Raw genomic sequence first — 18,320 nt, 5'->3', positions numbered from 1 at the left:
ATGCATGGGCGTGCGCACCGTATGATAGCGTTGCCCGCCCAGGGGCAGCGGAGCCGTCACACACTCGAAAGATTGGACCAAGATGAAGATTGCCCTTCTCGGACACGGCACGGTGGGCCAGGGAGTAGACCGCATCATAGCCGAGAGGGTCGAGGGCGTGAAGGTCGCGCGCATCCTCGAGCTTCCGGGGCGCCTCACGGACCCGCGCATGACCGCGAGCTTTGACGACATCGTCAACGACGACGAGATAGAGCTCGTCGTCGAGTGCATGGGCGGCATCGAGCCGGCCCATGCCTTCATCGTGCGGGCGCTGTCGGCGGGCAAGGCGGTCGTGACGTCCAACAAGGCGGTCGTCGCCGCCCACTTTGCAGAGTTTGCGCAAGTTGCCGCCACGTCGGGGTCCGCCCTGCTCATCGAGGCCACCTGCGCCGGCGGCATCCCCTGGATCTCCGGCATCGAGAGGGTTCGTCGCGTCGATGACGTGACGTCCTTCTCGGGCATCATGAACGGCACCACCAACTACGTCATTGACGCCATGGTCAGGCAGGGGGCCGACTTCGCCGACGTGCTCGCCGAGGCCCAGCGCCTGGGCTATGCCGAGCGCGACCCCTCCGCCGACATCGACGGCGTGGACGTGCGCAACAAGACCCTCATCGCCGCCTGCGTCGCGTTTGGGGTCGCCTGCACGGGGCAGTTCCCCGTCACGGGGCTGCGCACCGTGACGAAGGCCGACATCGACCTGCTCGCCTCGCTGGGCCGCACGGTCAAGCTCCTGGGTCGCGGCGTGCGCGCGGGCGGCTCCTATGCCGTCTGCGTCGAGCCCGTGGCGCTGCCCCAGGAGACCCTCGAGGCGCACGTGCCCTCCAACTTCAACCTCGTGACGCTCGTGGGCTCCACGGTGGGCGAGCTCAAGTTCTATGGCCAGGGCGCGGGCATGCTCCCCACGGGCAACGCCATCGTCCAGGACGTCATCGACTATCAGGAGGGACGGCGCCCTCGCTATGACCTCGGCGGTGACCTGGCCTATGACCCCACGCTCCTTGGGGGCGACTACCTGTTTCGCACGGCGGATCGCCCCGCGGGGGGCGAGGCCTGCGCGCCCGGCGCGTACCTGGTGCGGGACGTGACGGCACAGAAGGCGCGCGAGCTGTTCGAGCGAGCGCTTGAGACGGATGCGACCTCCTTCATGGCGGCGCTCCCGCGGGAGGCGTAGATGATCAAGGTCGCAAAGTTCGGTGGCTCGAGCGTCGCGGACGCGGAGCAGTTCAAGAAGGTCAAGGGCATCGTTGACGCCGACCCCGACCGCCGCTTCGTGGTGGTGTCGGCCTCCGGAAGGCGCTTCGCCCAGGACAACAAGGTCACGGACCTGCTTCTGCTCGTCAACGCCCACATCGAGTACCACGTCGACTGCACCGCGCTTTTGCACGAGATCGAGCAGCGCTACGTTGACATCAAGGAGGCGCTGGGCCTGAGCTTCCCGGTGCGGGAGAGGTTCGACGACTTCATCGACGCCATCCATGCCCATTCCCCCGAGTTCGTCGTCTCGCGCGGAGAGTGGTTCACGGCGCAGCTCATGGCCGAGTACCTGGAAAAGCCCTTCCTCGACGCGCGCGACGTCATCGTCTTCCACCATGACGGTACCGTCGACCTCGAGCGCACGCAGCTGCGCATTCGCGACGCGGTGCAGCGCCTGGGGGACTTTGTGATGCCGGGCTTCTACGGCTCCACGGTGGACGGCTCCATCAAGCTCTTCCAGCGCGGCGGCGGCGACATCTCCGGCGCGATTCTGGCCCGCTGCATCGACGCCAACCTCTATGAGAACTGGACTGACGTCTCGGGCTTCCTCTCGGCCGACCCGCGCGTCGTGGACGACCCGCGCACCATCCATCGCATCACCTTCGACGAGATGCGCGAGCTGTCCTACATGGGCGCGTCCGTCCTGCAGGAGGACTCCATCTTCCCGGTGCGCGAAGTGGGCATCCCCATCCAGATCAAGAACACCAACCTCCCCGAGAAGCGTGGCACCACGATCTCCGAGGTGGCCAAGGACGGCGCCCGCGAGCACCTCATCACCGGCATAGCCGGCAAGAAGGACTTCCTGGCCGTGCACGTGCAGAAGGCGCACATGTCGTCCAGGGTGGGCTTCGTGCGTCGGGCGCTTTCCGTCTTCGAGCGCTACGGCGTCTCGGTGGAGCACATCCCCACGGGCGTCGACTCCTTCGGCGTCGTGGTCAGCGCCGCCGACGTCAAGGACAACATCTATGCCATCGTCCATGACCTGCAGAAGGAGCTCGAGCCCGACAGCATCAACGTGGTCGACCAGCTTGCGCTCATCTCGGTCGTCGGGCGCAACATGAGCCGTCGTGCCGGCACGTCGGGCCGCGTCTTTGGCGTCCTCGGCGAGGCGGGCATCAACATCCGCATGATCACCCAGAGCTCGCAGGAGATCTCCATCATCATGGGCGTCAGCAACGCGGACTTCGAGCGCGCCATCCGTTGCATCTACGATAACTTCGTCGACACCGAAATGGTCGACATGCCCAGGCAGGCTACGCTCGCCTAGGCGACGGCGTCGCCCGCCGACGGGCGCCCACGCTCACTCACGCTACCAAAGGGGGCAGACATGACAGGTAAGGTTGTTGCGATACTGGGCGCGACGGGCGTCGTCGGCACGCAGATGAGACGCTGCCTCGAGGAGCGGGACTTTCCCGTGCGCGAGCTCGTCCCCCTGGCCAGCGCCCGGTCGGCAGGAAGCACGGTGAGCTTTCGGGGCGGCGAGGTCACTGTGCGCGAGGCGACGCCCGACGCCTTCGAGGGCGCCGACATCGTGCTGGGCGCCGCAGGCGATGCGCAGGCCAAGGAGCTGCTGCCCGAGGCGGCCCGTCGGGGGGCCGTGGTCGTGGACAACTCCCACGCCTTCAGGCTCGACGCCGACGTGCCCCTGGTCATCCCCGAGATCAACGCCCACGACATCGCCCGGCATCCGCGCAACATCATCGCCAACCCCAACTGTGCCACGATCATCGGCCTCGTGCCCGTGTGGCCGCTGCATCAGGCGGCAGGCCTCACGAGGCTCGTCGTGAGCACCTACCAGGCGGCGTCCGGCGCGGGCAAGCCGGGCCTGGACGAGTTGGAGCGCGAGGTCAGGGCCATCGTCTCCGGGAAGGAGCCGGGGGCCACCGACCCGTTTGCCTATCAGCTCGCCTTCAACCTCATACCTCAGATCGGGGGCTTTGACGACGAGGGGCACACGTCCGAGGAGATGAAGATGCAGAACGAGGGGCGCAAGATCATGCATCTTCCCGACCTGCGCGTCAGCTGCACCTGCGTGCGCGTGCCCGTCCTGCGCTCCCACTCCGAGTCCATCACGCTGGAGTTCGAGCGTCCCCTCTCGCCGGACGAGGCCCGAGAGATCCTTGCCGACGCCCCGGGCGTGCGCCTGGTGGACGACCCTCGCGCGCTGCGCTATCCCATGCCGCTCGAGACGAGCGACCAGGACCTGGTGTACGTGGGCCGCATCCGCCGCGACCTCTCGGCGCCCGAGGGCACCCACGCCCTGACGCTCTTCTGCTGCGGCGACCAGATTCGCAAGGGCGCCGCCACCAACGCGGTCCAGATCGCCGAGCACCTGCTCTGAGGGGCCCCTGCCGCTGCGTCGCGGGGCCCGTGGGTTTCCCGACGCAGGCGCGCGGGCGGCGCCCGTCGTTTCGCCGCCCGCGCCCCACTGCCGTAGAATCAGGATGACGCGGCGCGAGGATGCGCCGCCGGACGTCGCCTCGCGGTGGCGGCTTGGAAGGGGAGTGCGGAGGTACGTGGCAGGAGACGCAGGTCAGAGGAACGTCCGGAGGGCGCGACCCCGGCCCCGCTCGACGGGGCAGAGTCCGTCCCGGCGCAGGGGCTCGACGACGGCGCGGAACCGGACGGCGCGGCCCTCGACAAAGGCCCGGCCTGCGGGTCCTGGCGCCACGCGCCCTCGTCAGGGGGGCGCAAGGCCCCGACCTCGCGCCGTCACGCCCCGCGACGACGTCGCCGAGCGCTCCCTGCGCCGGCGTTTTGCGAGACGCCTCTGGGTCGTCCTCTCGTGCTACGTCATGGGTTGGGCGGGCTACCTTGCGTGCTTCGTCCTTCATCCCGACCTGCTCGGCTCCGTCAAGGTGGCGCTTCCCCTCTATCTGCTCATGGTGACGCTCACCTTCGCGCTGGGCGCCGCAGTCGCGCCCCAGCGCTCCTGGGGCTGGGGGCGCCTGCTCGTCGTCCCGGCCCTTGGCCTCGCGTTTGTCCTGCTCCAGCTGGGAGTGGTGCTGGGGGCTCGCCTGACGCTCCCGCACGGGTCGATCCTGCCGCTCTGGGAGTACGTCGCCATCGGGGCCTGCGCCGCCCTGCTGGGGCTCGTCGCGGGGCTGTACGGGTCCTTCATGCTGCGTCGGGCCCGTGGCGACGAAGGTCGCTAGCGGCGCGGTGGCCCCGGGGCGTCTTTGACAGGCCCCCGTGTCGCCCTGAAGGTCGCTGGCGCATATGCGCAGGCATGCAGACAGGCGCCCCGCGCAGGTGGCTATCGGATACAATGGGTGGGCTATCGCGCTGTCGTACTGTCCCTAGATTCGCGTTTCGTGTGACGGAGGATTCATGGCACTTTCCACCGAGGACGTCGCCGGCATCGCCGACTACGCCCGCATCGCCCTTGACGCCCAGGAGCTCGAGGAGATGACCGCCTATCTCAACGACGCGGTCCGCCTCCTGGAGCCCATACGTGCCTACGGTCTCAAGGGGGTCGACCCCACCTACCATCCCATCGGGGACCTCTCCAACGTGATGGGACAAGACGTCGTCGACGCCTCCGAGCGCGCGCTGCCCCTGGACGACGCCCTCCGTAACGCCGGCAGCGTCGAGGGTCGCTACTTTCGCGTGCCCTCCATCCTGGGCGACGGGGAAGGTGATCGCTGATGGTCAGCCTTGACGAGCTCTCCTGCGCACAGATCGCGCGGGGCGTGGCGGCCGGTGACTTCTCGGCCGTGGAGGTGGCGCAGGCCTCGCTGTCCGCCATCGAGGCGCGCGAGCCCGCCGTGCGAGCCCTGTTGCAGGTGATTGCCGAGCTCGCGCTGGCGGCGGCTCGCGCGACGGACGAGCGACGCGCCCGGGGGGAGGCCCTTGGTCCCCTCGCCGGCGTGCCCACGGCGTTCAAGGACAACATGCATCTGGTGGGCACGCGCACGACATGCGCCTCGAGGATGCTCGAAGGCTACGAGTCCGTCTTCACGGCAAGCTGCGTGCAGAGGATGATCGACGCCGGCGCGACGCCCATGGCCAAGGCCAACATGGACGAGTTCGCCTTCGGCTCGTCCACCGAGACCTCCGCCTTCCACCCCACGGCCAACCCCTGGGACCTCGAGCGCGTGCCGGGCGGGTCGTCCGGCGGGTCGGCGGCCGCCGTGGCCGCCGGCGAGGTGACCCTCTCCTTGGGCTCCGACACGGGAGGCTCCATCCGCCAGCCCGCCTCGCTGTGCGGCGTCGTGGGGCTCAAGCCCAGCTACGGCCTCGTCAGCCGCTACGGCGTCGTCGCCTTTGGCAGCTCGCTCGACCAGGTGGGCCCCTTCGGGCGTCGCGTCGAGGACGTGGCCCTCGCCATGGACGCGCTCGTCGGCCCCGGGCGCGATCCCTTTGACTCGACGAGCCAGGACTGTCGCGCCGACTTCCTCGAGAGCCTCGAGGATTCCATCGAGGGGATGACGGTGGGGGTCGTGCCCGAGCTTTTGGAGGTCAAGGGGCTCACCGACGAGGTGCGTCAGGCCGTCGGCCGGGCGCGCTCGGCGCTCGAGGGGCAGGGCGCCAACGTCGTCGAGGTCAGCCTGCCCAACATCGCGAGCTCCATAGCCGCCTACTACGTGATAGCCCCCTGCGAGGCCTTCAGCAACCTCGCCCGCTTTGACGGCGTTCGCTATGGCTATCAGGAGCCAGGCTGCGCCACGCTCGCCGAGCAGAGCTCCCTCTCGCGTGCGCACGGCTTTGGCGAGGAGGCCAAGCGCCGTCAGATGCTCGGGGCCTACCTGCTCTCGAGCGGCGTGTACGACCAGTACTACTACCCGGCCCAACAGGTCCGCACCCTCATCACGCAGGACTATGCCCGCGCCTTCGCGCGGTGCGACGTCATCCTCATGCCCGCCTCCCCCCGCACGGCCTTCAAGTTTGGCGAGATAAGCGACCCTCTGCAGATGTATGCGTCGGACATGTTCACCATCAGCAGCAACATCGCCGGCAACGGCGCCGTCTCGGTGCCGCTGGGTCTGGGGCGCGACACGGGCCTCCCCGTGTCCGCGCAGCTCCAGGGCCCGGCCTTCGATGACCGCCGCCTGCTGACCTTCGCCCGCGCGCTCGAGCGCGCCGTGGACGCCGGGGGAGGCCTCGGCAAGGGGGCGCCCGTCGCCCCGGGCTGCGCCGGCAGGGGAGGCGAGCTTTGATGAGGTCGCTTCCGGAGGTGCTCGAGAACTGGGAGGCCGTCATCGGCCTCGAGGTCCACACCGAGCTCACGACGCTCGACACCAAGATGTTCTGCAACTGCCGTCTCAGTCACGACGACGAGCCCAACGCCAACGTGTGTCCCGTGTGCCTGGGCCTGCCGGGCGCCCTGCCCGTGCCCAACCGCCGGGCCATCCAGTCCATCGTGATGGCGGGTCTTGCCACGAACTGCCAGATCATGCGGCGCTCGATGTTCTACCGCAAGCACTACTTCTATCCCGACATGGCAAAGAACTTCCAGACCACCCAGGGTCCCGTCGCCTTCTGCATGCACGGCCATCTTGACCTTGAGGTCGCCGGAGAGCATGCCAGGGAGCGCCCGCGGTGGGAGGACGACGCCCCCGGCGACCGGACGCCGCCGATCGAGCGCGCCGAGGACGGCTCGTACGTGGCCCCCATCCGCATCCTGCGCATCCACATGGAGGAGGACGCCGCCAAGATGGTGCACGCCGGCGGCGCGGAGGGCCGCATAACCGGGGCGGACGAGTCCTTCATCGACTACAACCGCTGCGGCACCCCCCTCATCGAGCTGGTCACGGAGCCCGACCTGCGCACGCCGGAGGAGGCGCGCCTGTTCATGGAGAAGCTGCGCCAGACCTTTTTGGCCCTGGGCATCTCCGACTGCTCCCTGGAGTCGGGCTCCATGCGCTGCGACGGCAACGTCTCGCTGCGCCGCCGGGGCGAGACGCGTCTGGGCACCAAGACCGAGATGAAGAACATCAACTCCTTCAAGAGCCTGCATGACGCCCTGGAGTACGAGATCTGCCGCCAGGCGGAGGTCCTGGAGGAGGGGGGCGTCGTCTTTCAGGAGACACGCCACTGGGAGCCGGCCCGACGCCGCACGGTTGTCATGAGGGTCAAGGAGACCGCTGACGACTACCGCCTCTTCCCTGACCCCGACCTCGCGCCCTTCGACCTCTCGGACGCCTTCGTCGAGGAGGCGCGCTCGCGCATCCCCGAGCTGCCGGATGCGAAGCGTGACCGCTTCGTGACGACCCTTGGCCTCAAGCGCCCCGACGCCGCGCAGATAGCGGGCGACCCCGCGACGGCGGCGCTCTTCGAGCGCGCGCTCGACCTGGCGGGCGAGAAGACGGCCGGGACGCTGGCGAACGTCGTCGTCAACCTCCTGCCTGCCTACGCGTCCGTCAGCGCCTCCCAGGCGGCCTCCGTCGCGCGGCTGCTCGCGGCCGACGCCATAAGCTTCGCGCAGGCCCGCGAGGTGCTCGAGGCGGTGGACGGCAGCGAGCGTGACCCCGAGGCCGTCGTCGACGAGCGCGGCCTGCGTCAGAGCACCGACGAGGGAGCGCTTCGCCCGGTGGTCGACGTGGTGCTTGAGCGCTGCCCCGACCAGGTGCGACAGTATCGCGACGGCAATGCCAAGGTCCTCGGCTTTTTGGTGGGCCAGTGCATGAAGGCCTCCAAGGCGGCGGGCGTCAAGGGCAACCCCAAGCTCTTCAACCAGCTGCTCCGCGGCAGGCTCGAGGCCTAGGGGCCCCGTGCCGCCGCCCTCGCGCCCGCCGACCCTGCGGCGACATGCGAGGCCGACAGGAGACATCGTCTCGTCCGCACCGACCACGGAGGCAGCCATGGCAGCCCACGACCTCACCGTCATCCATCACCCCCGATGCGGCACCTGCAAGAGGGCCCTGCGCTGGCTCGACGAGCATGGCGTCACCTACGCGCTGCGCGACATCGTCGCCGAGCGGCCCGCCAAGGACGAGCTTCAAGCCTGGCAGGCCGCCTCGGGCCTGCCGCCGCGGCGACTCTTCAACACGAGTGGCAGGCTGTACCGCGAGCGGAAGCTCAAGGAGCGCCTTGACGCCGGCATCAGCCGTGACGAGGCGTGCACCATCCTCGCCGAGGACGGGATGCTCGTCAGGCGACCTCTCGTCGTCGGCACCCGAGATGACGGGACGCCGCTGGTCCTGGTGGGCTTCAAGGAGATCCGGTGGCAGGATGAGCTCCTCTAGGGCGCCCGGCGCGCCCGTCATCTTGTGCGGGGCCGCCGTGCGGCCTATGATTGACCCCATCACGGCAGGGGAGGCAAGCTCATGCCCAACATGACGGATTACCTGCGGTGGCGTGGGGACCTACACTTTGACGAGCGGCCGTTTAACGAGGTGGACGCCCTGGTCCTGGCGACCGCGTCCTATCTTGATCTGGCCCGCGTCGTGCCGCCGCGGGGAAGCTGCTCCACCTTGGGCGACGCCTGCGCGCAGATTCTCGCCGAGGCCCAGGGGGACCTGTCGCCCTTTGTGCGCTCGCTGGCAAGCCTGGACGTTGAGTTTGTCCGCGCGCTTGCCACAAGCCGCCGCTTTGGGACCTTGCGACTGAGCGGCTGCGTCGACGTCGTCGACGAGTCGCGCGCCCTGCAGTTTGCCGCCATGTGCGTCGAGCTTCCCGAGGCCCTCGTCATCGCGTTTCGGGGCACCGACAGCACGCTCGTGGGATGGCGGGAGGACTTCCTGCTCGCCTCCACCGTCACGCAGGCCCAACGGTGCGCCGCAGACTACCTGGACGGGGTCCTGCGCGCCGCCGGCGCGCCCCCGCTCGTGCTGACGGGGCACTCCAAGGGGGGCTGCCTGGTCGAATATGCCCTGGCCACCTGTCCTGACGAGCAGCTGGGACGCATCGAGCTCGCGTACAGCTTCGACGGCCCCGGCCTTGACCGCACCCTGTGTCCCGTGGGCGCCCACGAGCGCGCGGGGGCGGCCTTCAGGCGCATCCAGCCGTCGTATTCGGTGGTGGGTCAGCTCATGGACCGTCCCGAGGCGCCCCGGCGCTACGTGCTCTCCTCCGAGCGCGGGCTGGGACAGCATGACCCCCTGAGCTGGCAGGTGGGGCCGACGGGCCTGTGTCGCGCGGAGGGGCTGGATTCTGACGCGCGTCTGCTGTCGGACACGCTGGCGCTCTGGCTTGACGGCATCGACCTGGACGCCCGCGCCCGCCTCGTGGACGAGCTCTTCTCGATTCTGGAGGCCGGCGGCGCGACGACCCTGCCCGGCATCATAGAGGGCGGCAGCATCGGGCGCGTGCTCGCCGCGGCGGCGGGCGCCAGCGACGAGACGCGCGCCGTCGTCGCGCGGCTGCTCGACATCCTGGGGAGGGCGACGAGGAAGTCGCTCGCCAACGACGTCCGCGAGGGCATGGAAGGCCTCGCCAAGGGACTGAGGAGGCGGGGCGAGGAGCTTGTGCAGCGGGGGGCGCAAGGGCTCGCCGCTGCGCCGTGGCCCCAAAGCGACGACGGGGCGCCGGGCTCGCGGCTACGAGAGGCCGGTCGCGCCGCCCACGAGCAGGGCCACGACGGAGATGATGACGGCACCGACGAGGGCGGAGCCAAACGAGCCGATCGTGATGCCGGCGTGGAAGATCTCGCGCGAGAGGTAGCTGGCAAGCTCCAGCATGATGGCGTTGATAACGAGGTAGAAAATGCCGAGCGTCAGAATCGTGAGGGGAAGGGACAGAAGCTCCACGACGGGCCTGACGGTGGCGTTCACGAGGGCGAGCGCCAGCGCGAACATGGCGGGACCGAGGTAGGCGCCCCCGACGGCCTCGATGCCGGGCACGAGCCAGACAGCGACGAGCGTGGCGACGGCGGTGACGACCCATCTTCCAATAAAGCCCATGAGCACTCCTTCGAACGTGGCCCTGCGTCGCCGCGGGTGGCGGGCAGGTGAACGACCCCCTTATACCCAAGCCCTCCCGTCCCCTGACATCCGCCGCCTCGAGGGTGGCGCGTCCATTGCGCTACACTGAGGCACGTATGTCGGCAGGAAGGGGCATGCCCATATGGCACAGGCATCGGGCGACATGACGTCGCGCACGGGCAGGCGGCTCTGCGCGGCGCTCAGCATGCTCGGCGACGCCGACGAGGCGCGCGCCCTGCTCGTTGACCTCTGCACCCCGGGCGAGCTGGCCGACTTGGCCCAGCGCCTCGAGGTGGCGACGCTGCTGAGCGAGGGGCAGTCGTACGTCGCGGTGTCCGCGGCCACGGGAGCCTCCTCGACCACGGTGAGTCGCGTGAGCAAGTGTCTGCTGCACGGTGCCGGCGGCTACAAGATCGTGCTGGGACGCCTTGACGAGCGCGCGACGTCTCACCCTGGCGGCGTCGCGGAGGCGGGCCTTGACCAGGGCGCGGCAGCTTATCCCGGTGAGAATGCGGCGCATCGCCCCAGCGCGGAAGTGGCGGCTCGGTAGGGGGCTGCCTTCCTCCGTGGCGGCATGCACGTGGAGTGCCCCAGCACAGGCAAAGGGGCCGTCCAGGAGGAAAAGGCGGGCACGTTTGACGCCCGGGGCTCCTGGCGGCCTGGGACGCGTCTGACATTCTTGACAAGCGCACTGGCAGGCCTCATGGTCCCAGTTGCCGTCGGGGGATGGCCGTCGCTCAATGTCGAGGGGGTAAAGTACACTGGGTGCACAACACAAACCTGATTGACCCCCCTGCAGGCATGATACTTGGAGGAGCTGCCATGAATCAGGAGCGACACAAGCTCGTACTGGGTCTTGACCCCGGCATTGCGAGCTGCGGCTTTGCCCTGCTTGACTGCGACGATCACAAAATCTTGGAGATGGGGTCGCATCTGTTTGACGTTCCGCAGAGAAGCAAGGACAAAGTGAGCCTTGCGGTAGTTAGGAGGATGGCTCGCTCGGTCCGGCGCAATACCCTACGGACCTCCAACCGTCAGAAGCATTGTCTGGAGTTGCTCCAGGGCGCCCACCTGGTTCCCCACGATGCCGACAAGAGGTGGTTTCAGTCTCGCAAGGGCGACCTTCCGCTGCTGCAGCTAAGGGCCGAGGGACTCGACCGTAAGCTGGAGGCCCGAGAGCTTGCCCAGATACTGTACTGCCTTTCGGGTCGTCGTGGCTACATTCCCCACGGTGAGGTTGCAAAGAGGCGCACTGGACCTGCCAGCCAGGAAGGCATTGGCCAAGACGTTGCCGACGTAGAGAGCCGCAAGGTGCTCGGTGCCATAGCAAACAACGAGAAGCTCATGCACATGGAGGGATACCGGACGGTTGGGGAGATGTTCTTCAAGACCAACCGCTCCCGAAACAAGAAGGGCAACTACGACCTGTGCATCACCAATGCGCAGGTGCAAGACGAGGTGCGCCAACTGTTTGAGGCACAACGGAGCCTTGGAAACGACATTGCCACGACGGAGCTTGAGGAAAGCTATCTCGTAAACCTTTCCTGGGAACACAAGGACCTTGACTATGACGAGAAGGTGTATCAGCGGGTAGGAAATTGCACCTATTTTTCTGGCGAGCCACGTGCGGCCCGGGCGGACCTCTCATCGGAGCTCTGCAACGCGTACGAAAGGTTTGGCCACCTTGTGATGGTTCATGCCGACGGGAGCGAGACCAGGCTGAGCGCGGCGCAGCGCAGGAAGTTTCTGGACATCCTCTTTTCCCCGGTTGCCTTGAGGGGAAACAAAACCTGCAAGGTTACCTACGCCGCGGTTCGCAAGGACCTCGACCTTTCCGCCCATGACGTCGTGTTCAAGGGAGTGGGCCTGGAGGAAGAAAGCAAGGACGAGGTCTATGTTCCCAAGGCCTGGCGGCGGCTGAGGACGCTCCTGCCAGAATCTCTCATGGGGCGCTTGCTAAAGGATCGCGAGCTTGCCGACGACATATGCGAGTCTCTCACCTATGCAAGCACAGAGGAGTCCTTGAGACGCCGCCTGACGGAGCACTACCGCTGCGACCTCAGCGATGAGGAGCTGGACGCGGTGATGGGACTGCCATTTTCGAGCCAGCTCTTCAAGGGGTATGCCCGGCGCTCTCGCAAGGCGCTTGCGATGCTCTTGGACGCCTTTGACTCCGACGAGGAGGGAACGGTCCTCACGCTGGATGACGCGGAGGCAAACTCCGGCCTGCGCAGTTTTAGGGCTTCCGCCGAGCGAACGCAAAGGGGCAGCTTTCTTCCTCCGTATTCCCGCTATGACCCCAGCTGCAACAATCCCGTCGTGCTTCGCGCCATGGGGCGCATGCGGCGCATTGTCAACGCCATTATTCGTCGGTATGGCGTGCCGGATGAGATCCGCATTGAGTTGGGGCGCGACCTGAAGCAGTCCAAACATGAGAAGGACCTCATTGCGCGGGCAAACAGGAGGCGCAAAGACCAGAATCAAGCATGGCGCGAGAGCATTGCCACGCTCAAGGGCTGCGGCCAGGACGAGGTTCGTGGGCGCGACCTCCTTATGATGTCGCTGTTTGAGGAGCAGGGAGGCAAGGATGCCTATACGGGAGCTCCCATAGACCTATGCAGGCTGTTTGATGCGCAGGAACAGCGCTACTGCGAGATTGATCATGCGCTCCCGTATTCCAGAACGTGCGATGACAGCCACAACAACAAGGTGCTTGTTCTTTCCAAGTCAAATCAGGACAAGCGGGAGCGCACCCCATACGAGTGGATGACCTCGGGGGAGCCCGGTGCCCCGGACTGGGATAGGTATAGTGTGCTGGTTAGGCTAAACAAGAGGATCTCTCCAAGGAAGCGACGCTACCTTCTGAACATGAACCTCGACGAGAAGGCGCAGGAGGAGTTTCTCAGCCGAAACCTCAACGACGACCGGTACATGTCGGTGGCAGTCAAAAACTTTATTGAGGATTCCCTCGTCTTCCCCGAGGACGGGCTCAAACGGCACGTGTATGCCGTTACAGGCGGCGCAACCGCCCAGCTGCGCCGCGTTTGGGGCCTCAACTATGGGCCCCATGACAAGAAGGACCGCGACGACGACCGCCACCACGCAGTTGACGCATGCATTATCGCCGCGTGCAGCGCGGCCACCATCAAGAGGGTTGCCAATGCGAGCAAGCTTGGAAGAAACACGCTCAAGCAGGTACGAAAGGAGAGGTTTGCGCAGACGCAGCCTTGGCCAGGCTTTGCCGACGAGGTAAGGGTCCGCCGAGAGTTTGTGATTCCCACGCGCATGGCCGACCATGGGGTAACGGGCCAGGTTTTTAAAGACACCAACTACCGCTTCCTTGGGATAACTAATGATAAGAAGCAGCTTGCGATGCTTTGCGGTGGCGGAAAAGAGCTCAAGAAGGGCAATGTCGTTATTGGCAAGGACGGCAACGCTCACATTATTGAGGGGATGGCATTTGTGCGCCTATGGCTGGACCCTGCGGGCAAGAAGGGCAAGGGCAAGTGGTATGTTGAGCCTGTCTATTACGTGGACATACCGCTTATGCGGCAAGGGAAGTACGTTCCCCGCTTTGCCGTTTTGCGTCTTGCGCGCCATGCATGGCCAGCTGCCCCAGACCATCTGCTTAAGCAGACGCCAATCGTCATGTGGCGCAATGACGTGCTTGAGGTTGATGGCAAGCTCGGAAGGTTTTCAGGTATGGACATTATGAATTGTTCGCTTGAGTTTGCCCCCCTTGCCAAGGGGATGGCAACCAACATTCCCACGCTTGGCAGGTGGAACAAGAAGACGAAGGTCAGGGTCATTGAGGAGGACTGTTTAGGTTACTGCTACGATGCCCGGACAATGGGTGGCGTCTAGATGACCAGCGTCAGCTGTGAGCCAATGTCCTGGGGGAGCTTCTTGGGGGCGGACGTGTTTACCAGGACCTCCCGTCCCTCAAACTGCTTCTCGGTGAGCATGAGGGCTGTTACCAGCCCTGCCTTGGGAAGGTTCTTGTGTAGGCGGGCAAGGTGCGCGTCTGCGCTGGAGCGAGACAAGAGAACGCGCGAGTACACGCTGTACTGCTCCATTGCATAGCCGTCCTGGATAAGAAACTTCCTGAAGCGAGCGTATGACCTGCGCTCTGAGGCGTTGCCCGTGGGAAGGTCAAAAAGTACCAGGAGCCTCATGATTCTCACCTCGCTGCACCCCTTACGCCTAGCGCCCTAAAAAAGAACAGGAGCGTGGCAAGCTCCGTCGTGCGATGTGGTCCATTGCCAACGAACTCTGCGGCGCCGTTGCGACCGAGACCTCACGTGGTTGGCAGCGCCTGGCGACGGCCTGTCCTAAAAACTGCCTTTTTACAGGTATAATGCCCATGATCTGATTTGGTAGAATCAAAAAATCGATAATCTTCCCTTTGAGTTGAACCAGGAAAAGGTGAATGCCCTCTTTGAGGACCATCCCAACGAGGATCAGGTCACGTTTGCCTATAGGCTTCAGATTGACGGCCAAGACGAGCCGGGAAAACCCTGAAATATACCGTAAAAAATCGAGCCCCTAGGATGTAAAACAGAAAATTTATCAAGGCCCGAGGCGTCTATAACCAAAAAGGGAAACTGGGCAATGGGGAGTTCCTGTTTAACATCACGATTGACACCGAGCTTCGTTCCCCCAACGAATATGTGATCTATGACACGCCGGATGTCAACCTGGGCTTTGACGGACTTCTCAGCATCTATGACACGGCAAATCACAGCGACCTGGACAAGAAAATTTTCTCCAACGACAACACCGATCCCAATGGAACCTATACCTCTTCGCAAGTAACGGCCAATGGGACAAAAATAAAAGCCTACGACGTTTATTTTGTGACCAAAGAGCCTCTGGCACAAAACCAGGCCGGAGTATCCGCCTGGACGGAAAAGACCTTGGAATTCTATCGGGATGACGTGGAAAACAAGGTCTTGCAAAGCATGGATAAGGCGACGGTACCTAAGGAAGTCTTATTTAAAAAACCGCTGGGTGCAAAGCTGACTGCGGAAGAGGAAAAGAAGATTGAAGAGGCCGGCGGACTGAATAAGAAGGTGGGCAAAGGCTTTAAGATAACCCTTTCCGACTACAAGAGCGCGTACGTAAACAAGGGCGGCTACCTAACCTTTGTCTATCGACTGAGCATCAAGAATCCGTCCCCCGAGCTAAACGCGGATAACAATCCAATTTATAAGAACTATGCCACCTACTATGCCCAGAAAATCCCCAATTGCAAACCGAGGGATGAGCACTGCACGTCAATACAAAGCGAAAAGACCAAGATGACGGATTCGGGCTCTCCCGACAACCCAATAAAGGGAGAAGTGAAACTGGGAACCATCGGTGCAGAGATGATCATTCCGGCGACGGGATTTACCAAGGTGGAAGCGGACCAAAATGGCAATCCTCTAAAAGACAGGCCCCTTGCCGGCGCAACGTTTACCATCTATAAGTCCGACGCCCAAGGCGCTAAGGGCCAGATGGCCACGGACAGGGACGGGACGGCCCTGGAGGGTTTGGTCACAAACCAGGATGGAAAGCTGACCAAGGAAGGAAAAGCCCTTTCTCTCAACCTGAATAAGGGCTATTACCTTGTGAGCGAGACTGCGGCGCCGGAAGGCTACGACATCCTCAAACAGGACAGCTTGGTCGCAGTGGGCTATAAGGCCCAAAGCATTCTGGTGGCTAATAAAAAGAAGACCCCGCCTGCAACCGATCCCAAACCGGTGACTCTGGAGGGGGAGAAGGCGTTCGCTGTTTTCAAGAAGGTGGTAGGAAAAGATGCCACAGAAAACTTCACCTTCTGCTTGGCGGCAGACCCCGCCAATCCGGCCGGCTGCGACATGGTTGCCCCGCAAACAAATAGCACCGTCAATGGGATAAAGGATGGGACAAGCCAAAAGGTTGCCTTTGACGCCATCACCTTCACAAAGGAAGGTAGCTTCCGGTTTACCGTGAATGAGGTCGCGGGGGAGGCGCCAGGATGGGCCTATGACCAGACCCAGAAGACCTTGACGGTTCTTGTCCAGAAAAATGGGGCCGGTAACCTGGAGGCCGTGGTAACGGGCAATGAGCCTACCTTTACCAACACCTATACGGAAACGTCACTTGAGCGTCCTAACCCGGACAAGCCCACTCCGGAGACGCCCAACCCTGCAAAGACCAATGTGGAGAAGCCTGCTCCTGAGGCGCCGCAACAGCGAACAACGGGTGGGTCAACGAAGAGCGAGGCGGCACTGCCAAAAACAGGCGATGATGCTGGCATTGCCGGCGCCATGGCCCTGTTTGGCCTCGGTTCCCTTGTTCTTGTTGCGGCCAGGCGTACAAAAAGGCCTCAACAGTAACCATGACGTTCTAGAGAAAGGTTACCGGGAAGGGGAGTCCTCGCACTAGCGAGCCAAGCTGGCTCCCAGCCCCGCACAACAAAAAAGAGGAGGTCGGATAACTTCTATCCGGCCTCCTCATTCGTATAAGGCACAACTAAAGTGGGCTTTTCAGGCCGTTCCCATTGCGGGATAGGTGGGATAGTCCAAACAGGCGCCGCCGGTTACGTCGTATTGGAGAGGCGGCCAAACAAACAAAGGTCGCTGACGCTTTCCCTGGGTGGGGAGGCAACAAGCATCATTGAAGCCCTCTGGGAACTGGCAGTTCAAAGATTGCCGTTCCTGGGCCTGCAAGAATCCGAACAAAGAAGTGAAAGGATGTCATATCTCTCCGATCGGGGGTCCCCACCCCTTCTCCTACTCCAACACGGCAGTTTCCAGGGGCAGTATCTTTGGCAGGCTCATCTTGGAGGCATCTGCTTCTACGACGGAGCGCCTCAGTCCACTGAGCTCCTCCTGGATTGCGGTTTGAACGTTCATCTTTGTGTGGCTTACCTCAACCAGCACCTCAAACACCTGGGCAAGCTGGGCGCGCTTTTCCGGAGAGAGGGTGCCGTCAAGGTGCCTTTGGACAACCATGAGGTCTATGACGGGACGGAAGGGTTCAATGAGGTCATCTACCAGGTTGAAGGCGTTGTAGGCGTTGTGGTGGTGTATGCCCCGAGAGATGAGCCAGCCGCCGGACACAGCCTCCCGGGCGATGCCTGCCCTCAAGATTGCGTAGCCATAGTCAAGCGCGCCGGTAAGGGGCCCTGACCTTCTTGTATATCCTTCCTTAAGGAGCCTAAAGTACGCTTGGGCCGCCGCTGCCTCGCGGTTGTCGGTATCCCCAGAGCGAACGCAGCTGGAAAACTTTGCAACGGAAGAGGCATCCGTGCCCTGAAGCTCAAGCACGCGTGCCTGATTCTTGATTTTTTGAACTACTATCTTTTGCCAAAGCTGCTTGGAAAGCGGCTTTGAGATGGCCAGCTGGTCTTCGACAATTGCGGCGTGCCTAGAATGTGCGCCCAATGGCAGGAGCAGGCCGTTGGGCATGTGATTGTCGGCACAGATTAGCACGCCAATTCCGCTGTCAACGAGGGTTGAGAGGGCAGAGGTGGAAACTTGCGCCCGATGGGTCTCTATTATGAGGACCCACATGTCTTCCAAGGGAATCTTGGTTGTTTGCCCGGCACGTTCAACTTGGAGGGAGCCCTGCCTGACCGATACTTTTGCGGGGCTTTGTAGGCAGATTGTCCTCTTTGGCGTTTTGATCACCCGTCTTAGGATATAATTACTGCATCACGCGGAAACTGTATCATCTGGGGAGTTGAGAGTACCGCGTAGACAAGGGGACTGTCTGTGACAGTCACCCGAAAGGTCAGCCCGTCGATGCTTTGCGTCGGCGGGCAAACCTTTGACTGGCGCCAAATACGCTGTCACAGGATTTTTGAAAAACGAGAAAATGACAGGCAGTTCTATGAGCAGCAAGCATTTTTCTGAGCGGATAGCCAAGAAATCCCCTCGTTAGAGGGGCTTTCTTGGCGGTTCATTGTATCACCTGGGGAATTGAGAGGCCGCGAAGACATTGTCGGGACAGGAGTCGGGACAATTGTCATTGTATCACCTGGGGAATTGAGAGGCCGCGAAGACTTTCTCCCGACATAGGTACCGACATAGGTAATTGTATCACCTGGGGAATTGAGAGGCCGCGAAGACCAGTGGGGCCAGCGGACTCATGTTCGAGTAATTGTATCACCTGGGGAATTGAGAGGCCGCG

At 63.7% G+C, this 18,320-nt stretch carries 14 protein-coding genes, 1 pseudogene and 1 CRISPR repeat array; of the genes and pseudogenes, 12 read left to right on the top strand and 3 right to left on the bottom strand.

The features are described 5' to 3' along the window. Window positions 1–82: 82 nt before the first annotated feature. The 9 genes and pseudogenes from HMPREF2826_RS08605 to HMPREF2826_RS09715 form a co-directional block, all read left to right on the top strand. Entirely contained in the window at window positions 83–1,213 is a 1,131-nt protein-coding gene (locus HMPREF2826_RS08605; RefSeq protein WP_070640975.1) for a homoserine dehydrogenase, read from the top strand. Further along, window positions 1,214–2,563, top strand: a complete 1,350-nt coding sequence (locus HMPREF2826_RS08600) for an aspartate kinase (protein WP_070640973.1) — start codon at window positions 1,214–1,216, stop codon at window positions 2,561–2,563. It abuts the gene before it with no gap. 60 nt (window positions 2,564–2,623) lie between these two features. After that, window positions 2,624–3,637, top strand: a complete 1,014-nt coding sequence (locus tag HMPREF2826_RS08595) for an aspartate-semialdehyde dehydrogenase (RefSeq protein WP_070640971.1) — start codon at window positions 2,624–2,626, stop codon at window positions 3,635–3,637. Between the two features lie 454 nt (window positions 3,638–4,091). After that, a complete protein-coding gene (locus HMPREF2826_RS09610; protein ID WP_210388994.1) occupies window positions 4,092–4,451 on the top strand; it encodes a hypothetical protein in 360 nt (119 codons plus the stop codon). Between the two features lie 175 nt (window positions 4,452–4,626). Then, window positions 4,627–4,944, top strand: a complete 318-nt coding sequence (locus tag HMPREF2826_RS08585) for an Asp-tRNA(Asn)/Glu-tRNA(Gln) amidotransferase subunit GatC (protein WP_070640967.1) — start codon at window positions 4,627–4,629, stop codon at window positions 4,942–4,944. Beyond that, window positions 4,944–6,455: an Asp-tRNA(Asn)/Glu-tRNA(Gln) amidotransferase subunit GatA gene (gene gatA / locus HMPREF2826_RS08580; RefSeq protein WP_070640965.1), complete on the top strand. Its 1,512-nt coding sequence runs from the start codon at window positions 4,944–4,946 to the stop codon at window positions 6,453–6,455. The genes HMPREF2826_RS08585 and gatA overlap by 1 nt, the downstream gene beginning before the upstream one ends. Further along, a complete protein-coding gene (gene gatB / locus HMPREF2826_RS08575) occupies window positions 6,455–8,002 on the top strand; it encodes an Asp-tRNA(Asn)/Glu-tRNA(Gln) amidotransferase subunit GatB (protein ID WP_070640963.1) in 1,548 nt (515 codons plus the stop codon). The genes gatA and gatB overlap by 1 nt, the downstream gene beginning before the upstream one ends. 97 nt (window positions 8,003–8,099) lie before the next feature. Continuing rightward, window positions 8,100–8,483 (top strand): Spx/MgsR family RNA polymerase-binding regulatory protein, encoded by a 384-nt coding sequence (locus HMPREF2826_RS08570; RefSeq protein WP_070640961.1) that lies wholly within the window; start codon window positions 8,100–8,102, stop codon window positions 8,481–8,483. A gap of 81 nt (window positions 8,484–8,564) precedes the next feature. After that, a pseudogene (locus tag HMPREF2826_RS09715) lies at window positions 8,565–9,467 on the top strand (Mbeg1-like protein); the annotation flags it as partial. A 309-nt stretch (window positions 9,468–9,776) separates the two neighbouring features. On the opposite strand, the gene HMPREF2826_RS09480 reads toward HMPREF2826_RS09715, so the two are convergent. Further along, on the bottom strand, window positions 9,777–10,139 hold the full coding sequence (locus HMPREF2826_RS09480) for a phage holin family protein (RefSeq protein WP_168164011.1): 363 nt from the start codon (window positions 10,137–10,139) through the stop codon (window positions 9,777–9,779). A 163-nt stretch (window positions 10,140–10,302) separates the two neighbouring features. Between HMPREF2826_RS09480 and HMPREF2826_RS09710 the strand changes: the two genes are divergently transcribed. Both HMPREF2826_RS09710 and cas9 read left to right on the top strand, forming a co-directional pair. Then, window positions 10,303–10,710 carry a YerC/YecD family TrpR-related protein gene (locus HMPREF2826_RS09710; protein ID WP_070640957.1) on the top strand — a complete coding sequence of 136 codons (408 nt, stop codon included), beginning with the start codon at window positions 10,303–10,305 and terminating at the stop codon, window positions 10,708–10,710. Between the two features lie 176 nt (window positions 10,711–10,886). After that, entirely contained in the window at window positions 10,887–14,024 is a 3,138-nt protein-coding gene (gene cas9 / locus HMPREF2826_RS08555) for a type II CRISPR RNA-guided endonuclease Cas9 (RefSeq protein WP_083307368.1), read from the top strand. Here the strand turns inward: cas9 and cas2 are convergent. Continuing rightward, entirely contained in the window at window positions 14,021–14,335 is a 315-nt protein-coding gene (cas2, locus tag HMPREF2826_RS08550) for a CRISPR-associated endonuclease Cas2 (RefSeq protein WP_070641314.1), read from the bottom strand. The two genes, cas9 and cas2, sit on opposite strands and share 4 nt — an antisense overlap. Before the next feature lie 495 nt (window positions 14,336–14,830). Between cas2 and HMPREF2826_RS08545 the strand changes: the two genes are divergently transcribed. Beyond that, window positions 14,831–16,522, top strand: a complete 1,692-nt coding sequence (locus HMPREF2826_RS08545) for a Spy0128 family protein (protein ID WP_070640953.1) — start codon at window positions 14,831–14,833, stop codon at window positions 16,520–16,522. Window positions 16,523–16,918: 396 nt separating this feature from the next. On the opposite strand, the gene cas1 is transcribed toward HMPREF2826_RS08545, so the two are convergent. Then, entirely contained in the window at window positions 16,919–17,818 is a 900-nt protein-coding gene (gene cas1 / locus HMPREF2826_RS08540; protein WP_168164002.1) for a type II CRISPR-associated endonuclease Cas1, read from the bottom strand. Between the two features lie 271 nt (window positions 17,819–18,089). Further along, window positions 18,090–18,320: a CRISPR direct-repeat array (repeat unit 31 nt; unit sequence ATTGTATCACCTGGGGAATTGAGAGGCCGCG).

This window comes from Olsenella sp. HMSC062G07 (assembly GCF_001811895.1).
GTDB lineage: Bacteria > Actinomycetota > Coriobacteriia > Coriobacteriales > Atopobiaceae > Olsenella_F > Olsenella_F massiliensis.
Note: the sequence above shows the minus strand (reverse complement) of the source record. Positions and strands in the feature narration are given on the sequence as shown.

Excerpts from the sequence above, each read along its gene's own strand:
- gatB (WP_070640963.1), top strand. The coding sequence starts at position 6,455 with ATGAGGTCGCTTCCGGAGGTGCTCGAGAACTGGGAGGCCGTCATCGGC.
- HMPREF2826_RS08595 (WP_070640971.1), top strand. The coding sequence starts at position 2,624 with ATGACAGGTAAGGTTGTTGCGATACTGGGCGCGACGGGCGTCGTCGGC.
- HMPREF2826_RS09480 (WP_168164011.1), bottom strand. The coding sequence starts at position 10,139 with ATGGGCTTTATTGGAAGATGGGTCGTCACCGCCGTCGCCACGCTCGTC.
- HMPREF2826_RS08600 (WP_070640973.1), top strand. The coding sequence starts at position 1,214 with ATGATCAAGGTCGCAAAGTTCGGTGGCTCGAGCGTCGCGGACGCGGAG.
- cas2 (WP_070641314.1), bottom strand. The coding sequence starts at position 14,335 with ATGAGGCTCCTGGTACTTTTTGACCTTCCCACGGGCAACGCCTCAGAG.
- HMPREF2826_RS08605 (WP_070640975.1), top strand. The coding sequence starts at position 83 with ATGAAGATTGCCCTTCTCGGACACGGCACGGTGGGCCAGGGAGTAGAC.
- HMPREF2826_RS09710 (WP_070640957.1), top strand. The coding sequence starts at position 10,303 with ATGGCACAGGCATCGGGCGACATGACGTCGCGCACGGGCAGGCGGCTC.
- HMPREF2826_RS09610 (WP_210388994.1), top strand. The coding sequence starts at position 4,092 with ATGGGTTGGGCGGGCTACCTTGCGTGCTTCGTCCTTCATCCCGACCTG.
- cas9 (WP_083307368.1), top strand. The coding sequence starts at position 10,887 with ATGGCCGTCGCTCAATGTCGAGGGGGTAAAGTACACTGGGTGCACAAC.
- HMPREF2826_RS08570 (WP_070640961.1), top strand. The coding sequence starts at position 8,100 with ATGGCAGCCCACGACCTCACCGTCATCCATCACCCCCGATGCGGCACC.
- HMPREF2826_RS08585 (WP_070640967.1), top strand. The coding sequence starts at position 4,627 with ATGGCACTTTCCACCGAGGACGTCGCCGGCATCGCCGACTACGCCCGC.
- gatA (WP_070640965.1), top strand. The coding sequence starts at position 4,944 with ATGGTCAGCCTTGACGAGCTCTCCTGCGCACAGATCGCGCGGGGCGTG.